Genomic DNA, 20,229 nt, shown 5'->3' with positions numbered 1-20,229 from the left:
ACCCCCCAATGTCAACCATTCCGACGGCGACGCGGAGGCGGGTGTTAGAGGCCCTGGGCGTCGGCACGGCTGCGCTTGCGGGCTGTGCCAGCGCGCCGGGTGCACGAGAGCAACCGACCGAGGAGAAGACGACCCCACAGGAGCCAGCTATGAACGCCGCACAACAGACCGACATCGACCGTATCGCCGCGGACCCGACCGCAATCCCGGACCCCATCGACCGGTCGGAGCCAAAGACCGTGTCGGTCGAGATGACCACGAAAGAGCAGGTCGCCGAGATCGAACCGGGCGTCACCTACACCTACATGACGTTCGGCGACCAGATTCCCGGGCCGATGATCCGGGTCCGCCGGGGCGACACCGTCGAACTCACCATCACGAACGAGGAGGGGAACTCGATGCCCCACAACATCGACCTCCACGCCGTCCGTGGCCCCGGTGGCGGAGCGGAGGCGTCGATGGTCACGCCGGGCCAGACCAAGACGTTCCGGTTCAAGGCCACCTACCCCGGCGCGTTCATCTACCACTGCGCCGTCCCGAACCTCGACATGCACATCTCCTCGGGGATGTTCGGGATGATACTCGTCGAGCCGGAAGACGGGCTGCCCGAGGTGGATCACGAGTTCTACTTCGGCCAGCACGAACTGTACACCACCGGCGACGCCGGCGAGAAGGGCCACCACGACTTCGATATGGAGGCGATGGTGGCCGAGGACCCGACCTACGTCCTGATGAACGGCGAGAAGTACGCCATCACGCCGGATCGATACGGCGCGCCCAGCATGTCGGTCGGCGACACCGCCCGCGTGTACTTCGTGGCTGGCGGTCCGAACCTGGACTCCAGTTTCCACCCCATCGGGTCCGTCTGGGACGAGGTCTGGCAGCAGGGCTCCATCGCCGGACCGCCGAACAAGTTCGTCCAGACCACGCCGGTCAAGCCGGGGTCCTGTGCCATCGCGACCCTCCACGCCGAGGTGCCCGGCCCGATCAAACTGGTCGATCACGCACTCTCGCGGGTCGCCCGCAAGGGCATGATGGCAATCATCAACCGCGAAGGAGACGCGAACCCCGACGTGTTCCAGCCGGAAGTCTGACCGACCTGCCAGCGGCAGTGTAGCCAGCATCGGCCGCTCGCGCGCACGCGGTTTCAATGAGGGACTTTTTAATGGATGGGGGCATACTTCGGTTCAAGATGTTCAACGCCATCGTGAGCGCAGACACGCTCCAGGCGACTCTCGACTCTGTGAGCGTGCTGGTGGACGAGTGCAAGATCCACCTCGAAGAAGACGGGCTGGAAATCCGGGCAGTCGACCCGGCGAACGTTGGAATGGTCGACCTGCGGCTCGACGCGGCGGCCTTCGAGTCCTACGAGACCGACGGTGGGCTCATCGGCGTCAATCTCTCCCGCCTGGAAGACATCGCCGGCATGGCCGACGCCGGCCAGCTCGTCCATCTGGATCTAGACGAGGAGACGCGGAAACTCCACATCTCTATCGACGGCCTCGAATACACGCTCGCGCTGATCGACCCCGACTCCATCCGCCAGGAGCCCGATCTCCCGGACCTGGACCTCTCGGCGAACATCGTCATCGAGGGGAAGGATATCGACCGGTCGGTCACCGCCGCAGACATGGTCAGCGACCACATCGCGCTGGGCGTCGACGCGACAGAGGAGCTATTCTACGTCGACGCTGAGGGCGACACTGACGACGTGCACCTCGAACTCACCCGCGACGACCTCATCGACCTCACCCCCGGGGACGCCCACTCGCTGTTCTCGCTGGATTACCTGAAGAACATGAACAAGGCCATCCCGAAAGACGCCGAGGTCGAGATGGAACTGGGCGAGGAGTTCCCGGTCAAGATGCACTTCAGCTTCGCCGAGGGACAGGGCCGAGTCACCTACATGCTCGCGCCCCGCATCCAGAGCGAATAACGACGGATGCCGTCCGCGCCGCCGGTTCCGGCTACCGACTGGCTGCCTGCCGACTCCGAGACGGAGTCGCTCTCACTGCCCGACGGCCGGCGACTGGCCTACACCACCTACGGCGCCGCCGACGGCGACCCGGTTCTCTTCTGTCACGGCACCCCCGGATCACACGTCATCGCACGGCTCCTTGCCGCACCGGCCCGCGAGCGCAGCGTGTCCCTCATCGCTCCGGACCGGCCGGGCATCGGGAACTCGGAAGACGCCCCGGCCACGCTCGATGACTGGCCGGACGACGCCGCACACCTCCTGTCGCATCTCGGCGTCGACGCGGCCGGTGCCGTCGGCTTCTCCGGCGGCGGTCCGTTCGCACTGGCCTGTCACCGGCTGCCCGAGATACGGCGAATCGCACTGCTTGGCGGCAGCGGCCCGCCGGCTATCGGTGCGACGGGGCGCGTTCAGCAGTTCGTGGGGGCGCTGTCCCGACACGCCCCGTGGGCGCTCGGCCGCCTCTTCCGCCTGCAGCGGTGGTTCGCCGTCCGCCGGGACCCGTCGTATGCCGTCGGGTTCGTCGCCGAGGAGACGCCGGAGACGGACGCCCTGACCGCCGACGAAGTGGCTCGCGTCGTCCGCGCGGACATGCTCACCGCGATGGCACGCGGCCCGAGCGCGATTATCCGCGAGCAGCGACTCCTCTCGCAGCCGTGGCCGTTCGCCCTCGAAGACGTGTCCGTTCCGGTGACGGTGTTCCAGGGCCGGGCGGATGCCAACGTCGCCCCGTCGACGGGAAGAACACTCGTTCGGCGGCTTCCCGAGGCCTCGCTCGAACTCGTCGACAGCGACCATCTCGGGACGCTGACAGCCGCCGGCGAGGACGCGCTGGCGGCCGCACGGCGTCGCACACGCGTCTGACGTAGCGTTTTGTGGGTCGGGTGCCAACGGGCCGGTATGGAGAACCTGGGGGACGCGTACGATAACCGGCGCTGGGAGGGGCGCGATCCGCGTCGCGTCGTCGCCGGTGCGACCCTGGGATTTGTCGGTGCGCTGGCAGTGATTGTGGCGATTCTCCTCGTCACGACCCCGCTGTCGGCAGTCGTCGGCGCAACAGCGCCCCACGCCGCCGAGAAACTCGGCGGGACGCTGGGCGGTCTGGGTATCCCAGCGATGTTCCTGAGCGTCGTCGCCGTGCTCCCCTCGAGCCGCCGCGAGCAGGGCGGTGTCGCCGTCGGGGCGGCCCTCTGTCTGGTCGGTGTCGGACTGTTCCAGATGGCCTACCCGTACAACTGGACGGTCGGCGAGCAGACGTTGGCGTTCGAGACGACGATGGCGTACTTCATCGGGTCCTGCGTGGCGTTCTGGTTCGTTTTTACTGCGATGGCGAGTTTCCGCCGCCGGAACGACCCACATGGCACCGTCAAGCTAGAGATTTCGCACAAAGGCGAGACCAAGACCGTGCAGGTGTCCCCACAGGAGTACAAACGCTACACGCAGGCGGTCCGTGGTGACGGCGGCACGACCGACGAGGTCATTCAGGAACTGGAGTCCCGAATCGAAGAATAACTGACCGTTACTCGTCAGCCGTCGTTTCGTTGCCGCGTCGGTCCGACTCCGTCATCGAGTCGCGGTCGGTCGTCTCGACTTCAGTCTCCTCGGCGTCATCGTCACTCTCGTCGTCGGCATCTGCGCCTTCACCGACTTCCTCGACTTCGACATCCTTGCCAGCGACGCCGCTTTTCGAGATGACCGGCAGGAGGTTGTATCCGCCGTTGCCCTTCTTGACGACGTTGATGTCGAAGACGAACTCGACCGATTCACCGGCGACGACCTCGAACGGTTTGACGATCTGGAGCTTTTCGCTCGGGATCTTCACGTCGACTGACTCGCCGTCGACGATCCCATCAACGGATTCAGCAGACAGTTCGATCTTGCTGTACTGGCCTTCTTCGAGCTCCCCGTCGAGGACGCTGATGGCCTTGTCGCCGACGACCTCGGTGAGGTCGACGGTCGCGCCGTCGAGTTCGCGGACGACGAAGCCGTTGTCGTCGTCCGTTTCCTCGTCGTCTGCGTCCGCTGTCTGGTCTTCGTCGTCCATCTCGGCCGTCTCGGTCGGTTCGGCCGTTGCAGTCTCTGTCGCCTCCGCTGTGGCGGTTTCGTTCGTCTCGGTTGCCTCGGCCGTCTCCGTGGCTTCGGTCTCACTTTCTGTGTCCTCCCCGCCCGCGTGGAAGATGCGAGCCCGCGAGAACGATACATCGAGCGAGTCGAAATCGCCGATGGCCGCGGGCTGGTCGCTGATGAGCAGGCGGAACGCACCGACCGCGCCACCGTCGTCCGTTGTCGTGTCGCTGTCGCTGGTGTCATCGGTGCTGGTCCCGTCGCCGCTGGACCCGTCGGACCCGCCCGTGTCGCTTGACCCGGAACAGCCGGCAAGGAGTCCGACGCCGACGCCAGCGCCCGTGGCGATAAATCGTCGTCGTCTCATCTGCCGCGCCCCATCTGTGTCGTCGTCGCTGTCGGTTCTGTCGCTGCTGTTGCGAACGTATTCATTCCATAGCGTGGGATGGGAGTGGCATGTATATGCCCCGCGATAGGTCAAATCGATGTGTACCTCTCTGAACGGAATGAACGGTCTGGTCGTATCTGAACGGTTTTACCCCCGTCGCTCCACGTCCTGATAATGGCAAACTCGAACGCGAAGGGCGACCGCCGCGAGCGCGAACTGGTCAACGCACTCGACGAGGCGGGCTTTGCGGTGATGCGCGCGCCGGCCAGTGGCAGCGCGACCGAGCGGGAACTGCCGGACGTGCTCTCGGGCGACGGCGAGACGTTCTACGCTATCGAGGCGAAATCCAGCGCCGGCGACCCCATCTATCTCACCGGCGAGGAGGTCGAGGCGCTGCTGTTTTTCGCCCGGAACTTCGGCGCGAAGCCGCGTATCGCCGTCCGGTTCGACCGCGAGGACTGGTACTTCTTCCACCCGGCCGACCTCCACACGACCGGCGGCGGCAACTACCGCGTCAAGAAGGAGAAGGCCCTCTCGGATGGGACGGACTTCGACGAGTTCGTGGGCCACTCGGAGAAAGTCACGCTCGATGACGTGGCCGACAACGGCCCCGACCAGAGCGTGCTGGACGTGCTGTCGGCCTTCGAACGCGGCGACCTCGACAAGGAGGAAGCCGCGGCAATGCTGGAATAGCGGCAGGCAAAACAGTTGTCTACGGGCGCTTACGGGGCAACCAGCTCGGCGTCCTCGACGCGGCGCAGCCGGGACAGCGGGAAGGCGTACTCCCGCGGGTCGGTCGCCCGAACGGCCTCGGAGAGGTACGTCGCCAGCACGACGAGGTCGTCCACCGGGTAGCCCCCGTTGGTGTCGTAGTCGGCGACCGTCTCGCCCGTCGCTTCGATGATCCACTCGGCGGCTGGCGTGTCTGTCACGTCGACGACGACGAGTCTGTCGCCCGTCTCGCGGTCCCGCACAACATCGCCGGTCTCCAGTCGGCAGTTCCGACAGAGATGCGGCGTCCGTGCGTCCGCGGCGACGAAGGTGACGGTGCCACAGGCGTCACAGATCGCCCGTTCCTTGCCGGGCGGTGCGACCCGCCGAGCGGTGATTTCGATGGCAACGCGCCGGAGGTGTTTGCAGTGCTCGCCGCGGATACGGTTGTCCGGGCAGGAACAGGAGTGCTGTGCGATGTCGACGAGATACGTGCTGTCGCTTTCGGTCGTCACGGCGTACGTGCTGCCCGCTCGCGGGCGCACGGCCATGCGCTCGGTCCAGGCGCGGGCGGCCCGCTCCGGGAGGGAACGGAGGTCCGGTGCAAGTGCGGTACTGTGCCGGTCGGCTGCTGGCTCGATGAGCGTCATAGGTGCGGACGCGGCTGTATTTTCCAATGCGTCCAGTCGAAACGTAGGTCCTACACGGGCGTAAATGTCTCGGCCAGGGGCTCCAGCGCTTCGATACCCTTTTTGCCGGCCCTGTGAAATCGCAGGACATGGATATCGGGCGTGAGACGCTCCTACAAATCGTCATCTCAGCGGTCGCGGTCGTGCTGTTCATAAGCTCGGCAGTCACCGTCTCACAGACGTATCTGGTCGATTCGAACCTGTCACCAACGGGCGGGTACGCGCTCGTCGGCGCGATCGGACTGTTTGTCGTGTTCATGACCGCTGCCGGCCTCTGGCTCGAACGCCAGCAGTTCTAGGCGTCGGCTTCCTCATCGCCCTCGTCCTCGCGCCAGTCGACTAGTTCCTCCTCGTCGGTGTCATCTATCTTCTGCTCGTAGTAGCCCATCGGATGGGAAATCGTCTCACAGAGGTCGTCTTTGTTGACACAGTCGCCGTAGGACTGCATGGTCGAACACGCCGGCGTCGAGTACTCCGTCGGGCTTGTCTCCCCACGGATGTGGTCGACCTGGTAGCGAGTCGCCTCCTCGCCGAAGCCGGGATTGACCTGGAACAGGTCGACGATCTCGTCCGTCGTCATCCCGATGCCGGTGAGGAAGGCCGCGATGGCAAAGCGAGAGTGGTGTTCGAGGTGTTCGCCCTTCTGGACCTGATCGAGGAGGGCCTTCATGCACGGCGGGAACAGTTCCGGGACGACGGTGTCGATCTCACGGGTGAGTTCCAGGTCCGAGAGGACTTCTTCGAGGCGGTCGACTTCCTCCGTCAGTTCATCGGCGATAGCGTCGGGGACGGTGAACGGCAGGCCGTCGGTGACGCGGTGGCGGATCGCCTGCTTCAACAGGACGTTCAGTTCCTCGGCGGTGACCCTGACCTCGCCATTGGAAAGCGGCCGGTTGACCAGCCGCCAGGCGTCGCCCCGCTGGTCGGCCGCCAGGTCGAGATACGCGCCGACCTCGACGCGGAAGCCGTCGCCGCGTTGCCGGACGGCGCTTGCGAGGTCGAACTCCGCGAGCAGTTCGTCGCGGTCGAGCGTCTCGCGCTGGGTCGATTTCAACTCCGTTGTCGTCGCGAACTCCTCGGTGAAGCGCTCGTAGGCCGCCTCGGCCTCTGCCTGTGCGTACTTCCGGGTGCAGATGTGTACGTCGACGAGCGACACCAGCACGCGAGCGACCGGATACGACAGCAGTTCGACGCGGGTCCGCCGGTGGGGTTCGCCGACAGTCCCGTCTGTGATTGCGGATTCGACCCGCTCCAGCGCGCGTGCCGTGACCGCCTCGTCCGTGGCGACGACCTCACCGAGGTCCACCGCCGCGGCTTCGACGGCCTCCCGAGACCGTGCCAGGAACGGGTAGCGTGCGTGGAGCGGTTCCATTGCCACCACCTTTCGGACGGGCGCGAATAAAATTGCCGTCACCGGGACGAGTGTGAGTCTCGTTCTATACATATAGAACCGCGGCAACGGCAGGTGAATACAGCTAGCGGACAAGCGGATGCCCGATCCCATCTATTGACAGCATGTGGTAAGGACACGCGGGCCGGTGACTGCGTGTGGTTCGGTCGGCGAACCGCACCAGTGCAGTCGACGCGGTAACTGCCCAACGAGACACGAGCACACCGATGACACACGAGCACGACACCGAATCACGGGACGGTATCAGAGCGACCTTCGAAGAGTACGATGTCGGCGTGGGCACGGTCGCCCACATCGGCGACCCGGAGAACCAGTCCGCCTGGATTCAGTCAACGGTCTCCGTCGACGTGACGGAGTGAGTTCCGTGTCGCTTCTCGCCTGTTGTTAGTTCTGCGCGGGTTTCTCTGCTAGACGTGCTGCACCGTGCGTCTGCTGTATCAAAATGGCCTATCGGTGTCAGTTTTTCTCCGGTCGGCCTCGCTACGTCTCACGGCTTCGCCGTTCGACGTTTCAGTGGTTCTCGCTCCGCTCGAACCACTCTGCTGCTCCCGGGTCGTGCCTCCCCGCTCGCAAGAAGGAGGGCCGCTCACTCTGTTCGCGCCCCTCCCTACGTCTCACGGGTCGCTTCGCTCCCCGTTTCGGTACGAGGTTCTGAGCGCAGCGAAGAACCTCGCTATGTCCCGTGCTGCCAGGAATCCATATACTCGGCCTGGGCATCAGTCAAGGAATCGAAGTCGACGCCCTCGGCCTCTAGTTTGATTTCCGCGACTTCCTTGTCCAGTCGGTCGGGAACGGCGTGGACGCCGGCCTCGTACTCCTCCCCGCGCTCGACAAGTTCCCGGACCACGACGGCCTGGATGCCGAAGCTCTGGTCCATGACTTCGACGGGGTGGCCCAGCGCAATCGGGGTTGCGAGGTTGACCAGACGGCCCTCGGCCAGCACGTTCAGGCGGCGACCATCAGACAGTTCGTAGGTCTGGACGCCGTCGCGGGCCTCGTAGGTGTCGGCGGCGAGGTCCGACAGCGCGTCGAGGTCGACCTCCACGTCGAAGTGGCCGGCGTTAGCGAGCAGGACGCCGTCCTGCATCGCCTCGAAGTGTTCCTCGACGATGACATCGCGGTTGCCGGTGGTCGTGATGAACACGTCGCCAACCTCGGCGGCCTCGGCCATCGGCTTCACGTCGTAACCCTCCATGTGCGCTTCGAGCGCGCGGCGGGGCTCGACCTCGGTGACGACCACGTCGGCGTTCTGGCCGCTGGCTTTCTTCGCGACGCCCTTGCCGCAGTAGCCGTAGCCGGCGACGACGACGGTCTTGCCGGCCCACGAGAGGTTCGTCGTCATGGCGATGGAAGCAAGCGATGACTCGCCGGTGCCGTGGACGTTGTCGAACAGGCGCTTCATCGGCGTGTCGTTGACCGCGAACACGGGGTAGTCGAGTTCGCCGTCCTCGTCCATCGCTCGCAGGCGGTGGACGCCGGTGGTGGTCTCCTCCGCACCGCCGATGATGGTGTCGATGAGTTCGGGGTAGTCCTCGTGGATGGCCGCGACGAGGTCCATCCCGTCGTCGACGGTGATGGTCGGCTTGTGGCCGATGACGGCCTCGATGGCCTCGTAGTACGCCTCGTCGTCGACGCCGCGCTCGGCGTAGGAGGTGACGCCGTCGACGGCATCCAGTGCGGCGCTCACGTCGTCGTGGGTCGAAAGCGGGTTACAGCCGGTGATGGCGACCTCCGCGCCGCCGATAGCAAGTAGTTCCGCCAGCACGGCGGTCTTGGCTTCGACGTGCATCGCCATGCCGATCCGCTCGCCAGCGAAGGGTTGGTCGGCTTCGAACTGCTCGCGGAGCGCGCCGCAGATGGGCATGTGCTGGACGGCCCAGTCCATCTTGCGGCGGCCGGAGTCGCGAGCCTCGTCGAGGTCGTCGAGTCGCTCGGAAATAGGCGTCGTCATGTCACGACAGAGGAAGAGAGTTCCTAAAACGCTACCGAAGCCGCTCAGTTACCGCGGTCGTCCGGCGGGCCGGCGTCCTCTGGCGGGCCGCGGTCGCCGTCGTCGTCATCGCTGTCATCGTCATCGCTGTCATCGTCATCGCTGTCGTTGTCATCGTCGCCGCTATCGGAGTCATCGTCGCTCTCGTCTTCCGACTCCTCGGTCTCGTCGTCTTCAGTCTCGTTCTCCGAATCGTCGTCATCGCGGTCCTCGGGCGGCCCCGCGTCTTCGGGCGGGCCGCGGCGGTCCTCGTCTGTCTCGTTTTCGTCGTCTTCGGTCTCGTTCTCGTCGTCATCGCTGTCTGGACCGCGGTCCTCAGGCGGTCCCGCGTCCTCGGGTGGACCGCGGCGGTCGTCCGTTTCGTTCTCGTCCTCGGTCTCATTTTCGTCGTCGTCACCGAAGATGTCCGCCGGCGGACCCTGTCGCTCGCTGGGGTGGGTCTCGTTGTCGTCGGACTCGTTCTCACCGTGTGCGGGCGGGCCGGCGTGGTCCGGCGCGTTACCGGGGTTGTTTGCCGTCACAAAGCTGGCGACGGCCGGGCCGATGCCGCCGGTCCGGTTCTCGTCGCTCAACAGGTCGCTGACGTAGGCCGACACTTCGAGTCCGAAGGTGTCGAACTCGGTCATGTTGGTGGCGTTCATCGACGCGACGGTCAGGTCCGCCGCCGTCGTCGCGGTGTGATTGTCGGTCATCGCCGTCACGTCGACCGTGACGTTTTGCTCCAGCGCGGGCAGCCCGACCGTGCCGTCACTGTCAGTCGTGTAGTTGCCGGTTCCGGCGTAGGAGACGTTGTCAGCCGTTTCGACGTGGACCGAGGCGTTCTCGACGCCCGTGTCGTTCTGTGTGACCGATACCGTCGCGCTGCCGTCATCAGACTGGGAGACACTCACCGCGAGTGTGTTCCCCGTGTCAGTGTTGCCGGCCGAGTCCGCCGCGGCCGCCAGACCCGGACCGGCGGCCAGCAGGGCCAGTCCGACAGCGGCGTACAGTGCAAAGAGTTTGGTGCGCATCGTACCCGGTACGTTCGCCGAGAGAGCGATAAACACCCCCTCCCGTTCAACTCGTTCACGCCGTTTGCAGAATCGGCAACGCCGTCTGAGAAATAGTTATACCGTTTAAGACCTGTTCTCAGCGTTTATTCTGCGTTGCTCAGTCGCTGGCCCGGTCGACCAGCGCGGCGGCGTGCTCGCTCGCTCGCTCACGGACGGCCTGCTCGTCGAACACCTCGACCGTGCGGTCCCGCATCAGCACCTCGCCGTCACAGACCGTGTGGCGCACGTCGCTCCCGTGGACGGCGTAGGCCAGATGCGAGACGAGGTCGTGGGCCGGTGTCAGGTGCGGGGCGTCGAGGTCGATGACCGCCAGATCGGCGTTCGCACCGGTCTCGATACGGCCGCTGTCGAAGCCAAGCAGGGACGCGCCGTTTTCGGTCGCCATCTTGACGACAGTCCCGGCGTCGACCGCGCTGGCGTCGTCGGCCGCCAGTTTGCCGAGCATCGCCGCGTCGCGCATTTCGTCGAACATGTCGAGGTCGTTGTTCGAGGCCGCGCCGTCGGTCCCGATTCCAACGGTGACGCCGGCGTCGAGCAGGTCCTGGACAGGAGCCATCCCGCTGGCGAGTTTCATGTTCGAGGCCGGGCAGTGGGCGACGCCGGTGCCGGTCTCGGCCAGCAGGTCAATCTCGCTGTCGTCGACGTGGACCCCGTGGGCCACGTAGGTGTCGCCGTCCAGCAGGCCGACATCGTCGGCGTAGGCCAGCGGACGCATTCCGTGCTCGTCGACGATGGGCGTCACCTCGTCGCGCGTCTCGTTGGCGTGCAGATGGATCGAGAGGCCGTCGTCGAGGGCCTTCGGGACGAACTCACGAAGGTACTCCTCGCCGACAGTCGTCAGCGAATGGGGCTGGAACGTCGTTCGAACGCGGCCGTCGGCCGCACCGTCGAGTTGTCGAGCCACGTCGAGGCTTTCCTGGAGGTCCGCCCGCGCGCCCTCGTCGTCCTTGCCGACGGTGACGGCGGTAAAGCCAAGCACCGCCCGCATCCCGGCCTGGTCGACCGCGCCCGCGATCTCCTCGACTTCGAAGTACATGTCGGACAACGCCGTGGTTCCCGACCGGATCATCTCGACCAGCCCGAGTTCCGCGCCGGCGCGGATGTCCTCTGCGGTCAGTTCCGCTTCGACGGGCCAGATATCCTCCTGCAGCCACGCGTCGAGGGGTTTGTCATCGGCGAGGCCACGCAGCAGCGTCATGGCGACGTGCGTGTGGGCGTTGACCAGCCCGGGGATGACGAGGCCGTCGCTGGCGTCGAGTTCGTCGTCGCCCTCCAGGGCACCCGCCTCGTCGACGGCCACGATGTCGCCGCTGTCCTGGGAGATCAGTACGTCCGCCCGCTCGACAGAGAGATCCGGCCGGAGGACCTGCCCGCCGGTGACGAGGAGTTCGCTCATGGCCGGGGCTTCGCAACCGCGGGTCTTAGTTCGCCGGGTCCACAGCGCCGCTGTGTGGCGTGTTGCCACGTCGGTGGCTGTGTGCACACCCGAATGGGTGCCTGTTCCGCAGGGGTCTTTCCGCTCCGGCGCATTCGGACCGCCAAGAGAATGGCGACGGCAGAGCGCATCCGACAGCGGCTCACCGACTTGCGGCACGGAAGCCGGAGCCGGATGCTGCTCACCGTCGCTGCCGGCTGGTTCCTCGTCCTCGGGATGCGCTTCGTGGTCCCGGCGATTCTGCCGACCATCAGCGAGGAGTTCGTCATCTCGAACACCCAGGCCGGGCTCGCGGTCACGATCCTCTGGGCCACGTACGCGGCGATGCAGTTCCCCGCTGGGGCCCTGATCGACCGGATCGGTGAGCGGACGCTTCTCGTGGCCGCGGCGCTGCTGTCGGGCCTAGGTCTGCTGGGCTATTTCCTCGCGCCAGTGTTCTCGCTGTTCCTGGTCGCCACGGGCGCGTTCGGGCTCGGGACGGGGCTGTACGGCCCGACCCGCGGGACCGTCCTCTCGCGGTCCTTCGACGCCCGCGAGGGGACCGCCTTCGGCGTCGTCATGGCCGCCGGCTCACTCGGGGCGGCCGCCCTGCCCGCCGTCGCCGCGTTCGTCACGACCCGCTACGGCTGGCGGCTGGCGCTTGCCAGCGTCGCCCCGCTGTTCCTGCTCGTCGCCGGCGCGCTCTGGCTGTCAGTCTCGGACCGCCCGACAGTCGAGTCCGAACGGAGCCTCCGGCAGGACCTCCGGACGGTCGTCGCCGGCGTCCGCAACCGCCGGCTCGTGTTATCGGTCTCCGGCGAGACGCTCATGCTGTTCGTCTTCCAGGCCGTGACGGCGTTTCTCACGACGTATCTCGTCACGGTCCGGGACTTCTCGCAGGGGACCGCCGGGGCGCTTCTCTCAGTACTGTTCGTCGGCGGCGCGCTCTCCCAGACAGTCACCGGGCGGCTGGCCGACCGGTACGGAACGCCGGTTGTCCTGACCGGTGTCGCACTGGTCAGCACCGTCCCGCTCGCGCTCGTCCCGACAGTTCGGGGCGTCGTGCCCTTGGCTGTCGTCTCCGGGGCTATCGGGATCCGAATGAGCGCCGGGCCGCTGTCGAACGCCTACATCGTCGATACGCTGCCGGACGCCGCCGAAGGCACCGGCTGGGGCCTGCTCCGGACGGCCTTCTTCGCGGTCAGTTCGCTCGGCTCGACGGCCGTGGGTCTGCTGGCCGACCGCGGCCTGTTCGCCCTCGCGTTCTACGGGCTGGCCGGGCTGACGCTACTGGCTGCGGGGGTCTTTGTCACCCTGCCGCGCCGGGACCGGGTGTGACGGGGCCGCACACAGGCCTCCGGCGCGAGGGGAAAGACAGTTGCCCCGCGGCCTGCCAGTAGGCGTATGCGAATCGCCGTCCCCAACAAGGGCCGCCTGCACGAACCAAGCGAGGAACTGCTCGAACGGGCCGGCCTCCACCTGGTCGACGGAGCCGACCGCCAGCTGCACGCCGACACCGTCGACCCGGACGTGACCGTCCTGTACGCCCGCGCCGCCGACATCCCCGAATACGTCGCCGACGGTGCTGCCGACGTGGGTATCACCGGCCTCGATCAGGTCCGAGAGTCCGACGCCGACGATCTCGTCGAACTGCGCGACCTCGATTTCGGCCGCTGTCGCCTCGTTCTGGCCGCGCCCGAGGACAGCCACATCGAGACCGTCTACGACTTCGAGGGCGGCCGCATCGCCACGGAGTTCCCCAAAATCACCCGCCGCTACTTCGACACGGTTGACGTGGATGTGGACGTGACCGAGGTGTCCGGCGCGACGGAACTGACACCCCACGTCGACATCGCCGACGGCATCGTCGACATCACCTCGACCGGGACCACGCTCCGGATGAACCGCCTCGCCGTCGTCGACGACGTGCTCGAAAGCTCCGTCCGCCTGTTCGCCCGCGAGGACACCGCCGACGACGAGAAAGTAAAGCAGGTCAACACCGCGCTTGGCTCCGTCCTCGCCGCCGAGGACAAGCGCTACCTCATGATGAACGCTCCCGAGGACGCCCTCGACGACGTGAAAGAGGTGCTTCCGGGCATGGGCGGCCCCACGGTGATGGATATTGCCGGTTCCGACCAGTTGGCCGTCCATGCCGTCGTCGAGGAGCGCGCTGTCTTTGAAACCATCAGCTCGCTCAAAGACGTGGGCGCAAATGACATACTTGTGACAGAGATAGAACGTCTAGTCAAGTAAGACTATTAGTTCACGTGTCTCCTCGTGCGGTTATCGAGTGGATTCAACCCTGATACACTCGTCCGCGCTGACCGTGACTAGAGAATCGCTGAACCGAAATGAGACCAGGTCCGTCCGGCCGGATTCCCGCTCTGTATCCTGTCTGAACAGGGTATTCAGTGCGTCGGGATTGACAACGCCGTACAGCGACGGGAGCGCCCGCGGATGACAGCCCTCCAGCGTACTCACGGCCTGAACGACCGCCTCGCTTACCGATTCGGCGGGTCGAATCTCACGGTTAATCATACTTATCCTATAATTCAAGATATCTAATTAGTTTTGGTTTTCATGTTCTGCGTGTTAGTTATTATCCGGGTGAAACATTGGATAGCCCGCTGAGGAGTTTCTCCGCGAGACGCCTACACCAGGTCGAAGATGTTGTTCAGCGCGAAGCCCAGGACAGCAGCGAAGGCGAGATGTAGCGCCACGAGCGGGGCCGTGGAACGGGTCGACAGCCGGTACGTGTAGCTGATCGCGATACCGTCGGCCAGCATCGTGAGCACGAGGACGACCAGCACGCCCAGGTCCGCCGAGACGATGCCTGATTCGACCCCCCAGCGCTGGAGGATTAGCGAGACGAGCGCCGGCGCGACGGCGGCTTTCGCCGCGAGCTGGCTCGGCACGTCGCCGATGAAAAACGTCGCGGCCAGGTGGAGCGTGACGGCATAGAAGAGCCAGGTGAGGAGAACAGTCACGAGGACCGCGAGGATACCACCACCGGTCAGGCTGGAGAACCCGGACTGGAACATACCCGAGGTTCGGCGGCCGCTCGCTTGTGCGTTTTGTTCCCGGGCGCGACCGGCACGCTCATAGCCGCTCGCCCACACCGCTCGGGCGTGTACGTCCTCGAACTCGGCGGGCAGGACGACGCGTTCGCGCGGCGGGAAGCAGCAAGCGCCGCGAGCGCCGTCGACACGCTCGCGCCCGGACTGGCGACGGCACGGGGTATCAGCGACCGCGTTCGCCATCTCGCGTTCACCCACCGGGCCTGTGACCTGATCGGAACCGCGGACCCCGACATCGAAAGCGCCGCCGCCATGCTGTCGGCTGCGACCATCGAGCGGGAGGGAAGCGTCGCCGTGCGGGCGGTCGACGTGCGAGCGAGCACCGGCATCGACAGCCAGCAGGCCGAGCGGACGCTGGGCGGCGCGCTCACCGACCGCGGCTTTCCCATCGACCTCGACGATCCAGACCACGTCCTGTATGCCTATTTCTCCGACCCCGCCGGCGACGAGGAAGGCGGGACCGGCGAGGCCTGCTGTGCGCTGGGCTGGCTCGCCGCCGAGAGCGTCCGTGATTTCGGGGGACGGCAACCGACTGACCGCCCGTTCTTCCAGCCCGGCAGCATGGCCCCGCTAGAAGCCCGCGCGCTGGTCAACATCGCCGGGGCCGGCCCCGAAACCACGGTACTGGACCCGATGTGTGGCACCGGCGGTCTCCTGCTGGAGGCGGGCCTGGTCGGGGCCGACGTGGTCGGTGGCGACGCCCAGTCGAAGATGGTCGACGGCACGCGCGAGAACCTCCGGTACGCGCTCGACGGCGACGACCACCCCGACAGGGATGCCTATCCGGAACCGGGCGACTGGGGGCTGTTCCGGTCGGACGCATCCAAACTACCGGTGGCCGACGACGCCGTCGACGCCGTCGTCTTCGACGCCCCCTACGGCCGCCAGTCCCGTATCGAGGGGGAACTCGCTCCCCTCGTCGCCGGTGCGCTCGGCGAAGCCGACCGCGTCGCAAAGCGATGTGTCCTCGTTGCCGACCGCGACTGGCGCGAGGCCGCTGTCGGCACGGGCTGGACCGTCACCGACTACTTCAGGCGGCGGGTTCACCGGTCACTGGTCAGGCACGTTCACGTTCTGGAGTGACCGTTCGCCCAGTTATTCTGGACGTTTGTGTGGTTTGTCGCGGCGTGAGGAAGGTTTATTCCATGACACGTGCCAATCAGTAGCAAGTATGCCAACGTGGTCAGACCCGGCCCCATGTGACGACGACGAACAACTGTTTGAATGTCCGGACTGCGGGAAGCGCCTCTGTAGCGAGCGCTCGACAGTCACCTGTGACCGCTGTGAGACAGAGATGCAGAACCTCAGCGTTCCGCGGCCGGAGTAAGAGCGTCCCAGGGTTGCGGGCTAGTCCAGAAGCGAGAGCGCACGCTCAGTGTCGCCATCCATCCGCTCCAGCAGGTCTCTGACCCGAGTTCGGGCCGTCTCGTCGCAGTCGACCAGCACCATCCCCTCGTCGGGCTGGCCGTACACGACGCTGGCACCGGCCGGTGCGGCCAGTACTGCGGGGAGCGCGGCGAGATCCTCTTCGCCCTCGACATCCAGCAGCGTGGTTTCGTCGCTGTCGATGCCGTCCCTGAGTGCTTCTAGCAGCGCGGCGGTGAGGGTCGCGGCCGGGTTGTCGACCGAGCGCGTCCGGTCGAAGCCCTCGATGGCCGCCGACACGTCCGCGTCAACGGCCGAGCGCTTGGTCCGCTCGTCGACCAGCGCGAGGTCCGGCGTCCGACCGGCCTCGATGAGGTGGTACGTGACCATGTCGCCGACAGCGATGATCGGGTCGCCGGCATCGGCCAGTAGCGCCGCTGTGTCGGTATAAATCCGTCCCAGCGGCTCTTTCAGCTCGTGCCGAAGGTCGCTCGGGAGTTCGAGAACGGCGTCGGACACGTTAGCGGACTTTCAGCGCGTACTTGCCCGGCTCGGTCACTTCCATCTCTGTGGCGATCTCGGACCGCTCCGGATGCGCAATGACGACGTAGCCGGCCCAGTCTTCGGTCAGCGCGGTGCCGCCACAGGCCTCACACTGGCTCTCGATCTCCGCGCCCTGGACGCGGTGGCAGTCGCGACAGACGAGTCGGTCCGCCATCAGCTATCACCGGCTTCCGCCGTGCCTTCGCGCCGTTCGCGCTCCTCCTGGAGCCAGCCGTGCTTGCCCAGCCCGACCTGCTTGGCTGTCAGGCCGATCTTGGAGTCGCGGGGATTGCGCTCGTCAATGCTCTTGGTGACGATACGTGCTCGGACGGCGTCACCGACGGTAAGCGTCCGGTTGGATTCCCGCGAAGCGAGTTGCTGGTTCTCCTCGTCGTAGGCCAGATACTCGTCAGAGATCTGGGAGACGTGGAGCAGGCCGTCGACCGGCCCGATGCCGATGAAGGCCCCGAAGTTGACGACCTCGACGACTTCCCCGTCGACCACTTCCTGCATCTGTGGATCGAACGTGAGGGCGTCGAACTCGGCCTCGTAGTAGACGCCGGGCTTGTTCGGCAGCACGGCGCCGGTGCCGATGTCGTGGACCTCGATGACGGAGACGACGCTGCCCACGTCCTCGTCCATTCGACCTTCGAGCTTCTCTTGCAGGAGCCGTTTGACCAGCCCCGGACTGACCTCCGCCAGAAAGCGTGGCGGGACTTCGACCGTATCGCGTAGGCGTACCCGTTTATACATGTGTTATGGTTGAGTGATACCCAGTTTGTTCCGGCCCCTTAAACTAATTACTGGAACGCCCGCGTCCAGCAGGCGTCGTTTGAGGGGGTTGTCGTTCGTGACCGCGTGTGTCGCATCGTCTGCCTGTGCCAGTTCGAGGACGGCGTCGTCCGCGTAGTCGGCCGTCGTCTCCCGAACCGTACAGCGGTCGAGCAGGTCCTGTCCGACCGAAGCGGCAGTCGCTTCCGCACCGGCTCCGTCGGCCAGTTTCGCCAGTTCATCGCGGACAGCGGCGGGCGCGACGTACTCCGTTGTGTCCGGCAGAACCCTGTCGAGTTCCTCGAACAGCCGCACGTTGCATTCGACCGGCATCATCAGCGCGTTCGTGTCCAACACGATCATCACCGCAGCGTGCCGACGCCGATGAGCCGCCACCGAGCGCCGACACGGCGGTTGATGGCGATCTTCGAGCCCGAGGCCGCACAGACCGGGCGCTTGAGCGCGACTTCGCATTCCTCGTCACGCGCGCTCGTGACCGAACCGACCGTGGTGGCGGTGCCGATAGTCAGCATCAGCGGTTCGCCGGTCGAGATCTCCTCGACCTCGCCGCCGTCGTCGCCGACGATGCGCTCGAGCAGGTCCACGTCCATCGTGAACGTCTCGTGGACCGGCGGGAGGCTGCCGGGCGGGCCGGCGACCTGGCCGGCGAGCGCGTCGCCTTTCGTTATCGACGGGTCCAGTCCGGTGCCGACGCCGAGCAGGCCACCGGGCGTGACCGTATCCACGAAGTCGCCGCCGGACTGCAGCGAGCGGACCGTCGTCGTCACGGGCTGCCACTCCGTCTGGCCGCCCTCCTCGACCTCGCGGCCGGGGCGGAGCTCGATCTCGTCGTCGACTTCGAGTTGCCCGCCGACGAGCGAGCCGCCGAGCACGCCGCCCATCAGGTCGTCCCAGGTCGTCCCGGGACGGTTGATGTCGAACGAGCGCGCGACCATCATGCGGGCGTCCTCCTCTGGGTCCCGTTCGGGCGTCGGGATCTCGGACTGGATGGCCTCGATGAGCAGGTCGATGTTGGCCTCCTGGCCCGCGCTGATGGGGACAATGGGTGCGCCTTCGGCGACGGTGCCCTCGACGAACTCCTGGATCTGCTCGTAGTTCTGCATCGCCCGGTCCTCGTCGACGAGGTCGACCTTGTTCTGGGCGATGACGATGTTGTCGATGCCGATGATGTCGAGCGCGCTCAGGTGCTCCTCGGTCTGGGCCTGCGGGACCGGCTCAGTGGCCGAGATGACGAGGACAGCCCCGTCCATGATAGCCGCGCCGGACAGCATCGTGGCCATGAGCGTCTCGTGGCCGGGCGCGTCCACGAACGACACCGTCCGGAGGTGGTCGGTGTCGACATCGTGGTCCTCGCAGTGCTCGTCGACGGTAAACGCCTCCGGCTCCTCGGCCTCCGGGCAGCGACGGAAGGTCGCGTCGGCGTAGCCGAGTCGGATAGAGATACCGCGCTTCATCTCCTCGGAGTGCTGATCGGTCCATTCGCCGGACAGCGCCTGTACGAGCGTCGTCTTCCCGTGGTCGACGTGTCCGACGAGTCCGATGTTCACCTCCGGTTGTTTGTTCGATGTCATTTCGAGAGTAATCTTGGTGGAGTTTCGCCGCGTGCAACTGATAAACCTACTGTTTGCGGCCGGAGAACCCCCGCCGAACCCGGTTCAGTCGCCGCTTTGCTCCCTGATGTGGGCCGGGAGTTCGTCGTACTGGCGGTGGTCGGCCCGCTCTGGCAGAGACGCCACACCCTGGGACGCAGGCGACGAGTGGCCGGGCGCGGGGCTTTTGCCCGTCCCGGCCCTGTCCTCTGCCGTGCGGGAGTTCGACTTCGAACTGGCGCTGTGTGCCCACCTCGAACGCGAGGGCCGCCTGGTGAGCCGCCAGCTTGGCGGGGCAGTCCACGGCCGACGGGTACTCGATACCGTCGTCGTCGAGCCCGGTCCCGAGTTCGAGGAGCGAGCGGCAATCACCCCCGATAGACTCCCGACGGCGGCTATCGAGAGCGATGTCGGTCCCGGCCGCGCCCGCTACTGGAAGGACGCCTTCGACTGCCACCCCGACCGCGCCGAGCGGGCCGTCGAGCTGGCGGTCGAGCGCGGATTCTTCGAGCGGGAGCGACGGGGCGGCCGGACGTACGTTCGCCAGACCGCGCGGTATCCGGACTGGGTCGGCGAAATCGTCGCCATCGAGAACAAGCCGGATCTGGGCCGGCCCGGCGACCTGGAATCCCAGTTGCGGACCGACGTGTCGCTGGGGCTTGCGGACCGCGTCGTGCTGGCGACGGCCTCCTACGTCACCGGCGCCCACCTCAACCGCATCCCCGAGGAAGTCGGCGTCTGGCGGTTCGACCCCGACAGCGGGACAGTCGATATCCGCCGGGAGGCGACCCCGCTGCCGACCGACGGCGCGGGCGTCGAACTGCTGGACGAGCGGCCGATCCGGGCAGACGTGCGGATAGTCAGCGCCGCGGAGAAGGCCCGTGCCCGTCGAAAGCTCGCCGAGCGTGCCTACGGCAAGGGATGGCGGAGCTTCGACTACCCGTCATGTGAGCGCTGTTCGCCTGACGCCGACGGCATCCCCTACTGTCAGTGGAAGGACCGTGCCGTCCGTGCGAGCGACGAGTGCGGGCCGGATTGCGAGGGGTACGCGGCGGCTGACCCACCGGCCGTCGACGGCGAGTCGCTCCGAGCCGAGCGGACGCCGTGGCGGGCAGACCCCGACGGACGCCGGCGTCGCCAGTCAGGACTGGACCAGTTCAGATAATCCG

At 66.3% G+C, this 20,229-nt stretch carries 25 protein-coding genes; 12 read left to right on the top strand and 13 right to left on the bottom strand.

Annotation, left to right across the window (positions count from 1 at the left end; all coding sequences use genetic code 11):
• Positions 1-8: 8 nt before the first annotated feature.
• From nirK to NDI54_RS03275, 4 genes are all read left to right on the top strand, one after another.
• Complete coding sequence (gene nirK, locus NDI54_RS03290) at positions 9-1,094, top strand: copper-containing nitrite reductase (RefSeq protein WP_310895045.1); 1,086 nt, start codon at positions 9-11, stop codon at positions 1,092-1,094.
• A gap of 98 nt (positions 1,095-1,192) precedes the next feature.
• Positions 1,193-1,936, top strand: a complete 744-nt coding sequence (locus tag NDI54_RS03285) for a DNA polymerase sliding clamp (protein ID WP_004516027.1) — start codon at positions 1,193-1,195, stop codon at positions 1,934-1,936.
• A gap of 6 nt (positions 1,937-1,942) precedes the next feature.
• Positions 1,943-2,839 carry an alpha/beta fold hydrolase gene (locus NDI54_RS03280; protein ID WP_310895044.1) on the top strand — a complete coding sequence of 299 codons (897 nt, stop codon included), beginning with the start codon at positions 1,943-1,945 and terminating at the stop codon, positions 2,837-2,839.
• Positions 2,840-2,875: 36 nt separating this feature from the next.
• On the top strand, positions 2,876-3,487 hold the full coding sequence (locus NDI54_RS03275; RefSeq protein ID WP_310895043.1) for a DUF7139 domain-containing protein: 612 nt from the start codon (positions 2,876-2,878) through the stop codon (positions 3,485-3,487).
• A 7-nt stretch (positions 3,488-3,494) separates the two neighbouring features.
• On the opposite strand, the gene NDI54_RS03270 is transcribed toward NDI54_RS03275, so the two are convergent.
• Positions 3,495-4,406 (bottom strand): DUF4382 domain-containing protein, encoded by a 912-nt coding sequence (locus NDI54_RS03270; RefSeq protein ID WP_310895042.1) that lies wholly within the window; start codon positions 4,404-4,406, stop codon positions 3,495-3,497.
• A 195-nt stretch (positions 4,407-4,601) separates the two neighbouring features.
• On the opposite strand from NDI54_RS03270, the gene hjc reads away from it, so the two are divergent.
• A complete protein-coding gene (hjc, locus tag NDI54_RS03265; RefSeq protein ID WP_310895041.1) occupies positions 4,602-5,120 on the top strand; it encodes a Holliday junction resolvase Hjc in 519 nt (172 codons plus the stop codon).
• Positions 5,121-5,149: 29 nt separating this feature from the next.
• On the opposite strand, the gene NDI54_RS03260 is transcribed toward hjc, so the two are convergent.
• Entirely contained in the window at positions 5,150-5,788 is a 639-nt protein-coding gene (locus tag NDI54_RS03260; protein ID WP_310895040.1) for an SWIM zinc finger family protein, read from the bottom strand.
• Positions 5,789-5,916: 128 nt separating this feature from the next.
• On the opposite strand from NDI54_RS03260, the gene NDI54_RS03255 reads away from it, so the two are divergent.
• Positions 5,917-6,126 (top strand): DUF7472 family protein, encoded by a 210-nt coding sequence (locus NDI54_RS03255; protein WP_310895039.1) that lies wholly within the window; start codon positions 5,917-5,919, stop codon positions 6,124-6,126.
• Here NDI54_RS03255 and priL read toward each other — a convergent pair.
• The gene (gene priL / locus NDI54_RS03250) at positions 6,123-7,199 is read right to left on the bottom strand and encodes a DNA primase regulatory subunit PriL (RefSeq protein WP_310895038.1); all 1,077 of its coding nucleotides are present in this window, start codon (positions 7,197-7,199) and stop codon (positions 6,123-6,125) included. The genes NDI54_RS03255 and priL overlap by 4 nt on opposite strands.
• Positions 7,200-7,444: 245 nt before the next feature.
• On the opposite strand from priL, the gene NDI54_RS03245 reads away from it, so the two are divergent.
• Entirely contained in the window at positions 7,445-7,597 is a 153-nt protein-coding gene (locus NDI54_RS03245) for a hypothetical protein (protein WP_310895037.1), read from the top strand.
• A 314-nt stretch (positions 7,598-7,911) separates the two neighbouring features.
• Here NDI54_RS03245 and NDI54_RS03240 read toward each other — a convergent pair whose 3' ends face one another.
• The 3 genes from NDI54_RS03240 to NDI54_RS03230 form a co-directional block, all read right to left on the bottom strand.
• On the bottom strand, positions 7,912-9,189 hold the full coding sequence (locus NDI54_RS03240; RefSeq protein WP_310895036.1) for an adenosylhomocysteinase: 1,278 nt from the start codon (positions 9,187-9,189) through the stop codon (positions 7,912-7,914).
• A 44-nt stretch (positions 9,190-9,233) separates the two neighbouring features.
• Positions 9,234-10,238, bottom strand: a complete 1,005-nt coding sequence (locus NDI54_RS03235; protein WP_310895035.1) for a hypothetical protein — start codon at positions 10,236-10,238, stop codon at positions 9,234-9,236.
• A 139-nt stretch (positions 10,239-10,377) separates the two neighbouring features.
• The gene (locus NDI54_RS03230; protein ID WP_310895034.1) at positions 10,378-11,676 is read right to left on the bottom strand and encodes an amidohydrolase; all 1,299 of its coding nucleotides are present in this window, start codon (positions 11,674-11,676) and stop codon (positions 10,378-10,380) included.
• Positions 11,677-11,889: 213 nt separating this feature from the next.
• Between NDI54_RS03230 and NDI54_RS03225 the strand changes: the two genes are divergently transcribed.
• Together NDI54_RS03225 and hisG are read left to right on the top strand one after the other, a co-directional pair.
• Entirely contained in the window at positions 11,890-13,032 is a 1,143-nt protein-coding gene (locus NDI54_RS03225; RefSeq protein ID WP_310895146.1) for an MFS transporter, read from the top strand.
• 66 nt (positions 13,033-13,098) lie between these two features.
• Positions 13,099-13,947 (top strand): ATP phosphoribosyltransferase, encoded by an 849-nt coding sequence (hisG, locus tag NDI54_RS03220; RefSeq protein WP_310895033.1) that lies wholly within the window; start codon positions 13,099-13,101, stop codon positions 13,945-13,947.
• 30 nt (positions 13,948-13,977) lie between these two features.
• Here hisG and NDI54_RS03215 read toward each other — a convergent pair whose 3' ends face one another.
• Together NDI54_RS03215 and NDI54_RS03210 are read right to left on the bottom strand one after the other, a co-directional pair.
• Positions 13,978-14,232 (bottom strand): HalOD1 output domain-containing protein, encoded by a 255-nt coding sequence (locus tag NDI54_RS03215; protein ID WP_310895032.1) that lies wholly within the window; start codon positions 14,230-14,232, stop codon positions 13,978-13,980.
• A 113-nt stretch (positions 14,233-14,345) separates the two neighbouring features.
• The gene (locus NDI54_RS03210; RefSeq protein WP_310895031.1) at positions 14,346-14,735 is read right to left on the bottom strand and encodes a DUF7473 family protein; all 390 of its coding nucleotides are present in this window, start codon (positions 14,733-14,735) and stop codon (positions 14,346-14,348) included.
• Positions 14,736-14,822: 87 nt separating this feature from the next.
• Between NDI54_RS03210 and NDI54_RS03205 the strand changes: the two genes are divergently transcribed.
• On the top strand, positions 14,823-15,854 hold the full coding sequence (locus NDI54_RS03205; RefSeq protein WP_310895030.1) for a THUMP domain-containing protein: 1,032 nt from the start codon (positions 14,823-14,825) through the stop codon (positions 15,852-15,854).
• A gap of 88 nt (positions 15,855-15,942) precedes the next feature.
• Positions 15,943-16,098 carry a rubrerythrin-like domain-containing protein gene (locus NDI54_RS03200; protein WP_004590163.1) on the top strand — a complete coding sequence of 52 codons (156 nt, stop codon included), beginning with the start codon at positions 15,943-15,945 and terminating at the stop codon, positions 16,096-16,098.
• A 20-nt stretch (positions 16,099-16,118) separates the two neighbouring features.
• Here the strand turns inward: NDI54_RS03200 and NDI54_RS03195 are convergent, their stop codons facing one another.
• Genes NDI54_RS03195 through NDI54_RS03175 form a run of 5 tightly spaced genes read right to left on the bottom strand, consistent with a single transcriptional unit; the run spans position 16,119 to position 19,042 of the window.
• Positions 16,119-16,655, bottom strand: coding sequence for a GTP-dependent dephospho-CoA kinase family protein (locus NDI54_RS03195; RefSeq protein ID WP_310895029.1), 537 nt, complete (start codon positions 16,653-16,655; stop codon positions 16,119-16,121).
• A 1-nt stretch (position 16,656) separates the two neighbouring features.
• Positions 16,657-16,854, bottom strand: a complete 198-nt coding sequence (gene spt4, locus NDI54_RS03190; protein WP_310895028.1) for a transcription elongation factor subunit Spt4 — start codon at positions 16,852-16,854, stop codon at positions 16,657-16,659.
• Positions 16,854-17,432 carry a DNA-directed RNA polymerase gene (locus NDI54_RS03185; RefSeq protein ID WP_004516007.1) on the bottom strand — a complete coding sequence of 193 codons (579 nt, stop codon included), beginning with the start codon at positions 17,430-17,432 and terminating at the stop codon, positions 16,854-16,856. Before NDI54_RS03185 ends, spt4 begins: the two co-directional genes overlap by 1 nt.
• Positions 17,433-17,435: 3 nt before the next feature.
• Positions 17,436-17,813 carry a twitching motility protein PilT gene (locus NDI54_RS03180; protein WP_310895027.1) on the bottom strand — a complete coding sequence of 126 codons (378 nt, stop codon included), beginning with the start codon at positions 17,811-17,813 and terminating at the stop codon, positions 17,436-17,438.
• Positions 17,813-19,042 (bottom strand): translation initiation factor IF-2 subunit gamma, encoded by a 1,230-nt coding sequence (locus NDI54_RS03175; protein ID WP_310895026.1) that lies wholly within the window; start codon positions 19,040-19,042, stop codon positions 17,813-17,815. The genes NDI54_RS03180 and NDI54_RS03175 overlap by 1 nt, the downstream gene beginning before the upstream one ends.
• A gap of 232 nt (positions 19,043-19,274) precedes the next feature.
• Here NDI54_RS03175 and NDI54_RS03170 point away from each other — a divergent pair, with 232 nt between their 5' ends.
• Positions 19,275-20,225 (top strand): DUF5787 family protein, encoded by a 951-nt coding sequence (locus NDI54_RS03170; RefSeq protein ID WP_310895145.1) that lies wholly within the window; start codon positions 19,275-19,277, stop codon positions 20,223-20,225.
• The last annotated feature ends 4 nt before the right edge of the window (positions 20,226-20,229 follow it).

It is taken from the genome of Haloarcula terrestris, from assembly GCF_031624315.1.
GTDB lineage: Archaea > Halobacteriota > Halobacteria > Halobacteriales > Haloarculaceae > Haloarcula > Haloarcula terrestris.
The sequence above is the reverse complement of the archived record's forward strand: the minus strand, read 5'-3'. Positions and strand labels throughout refer to the sequence as shown.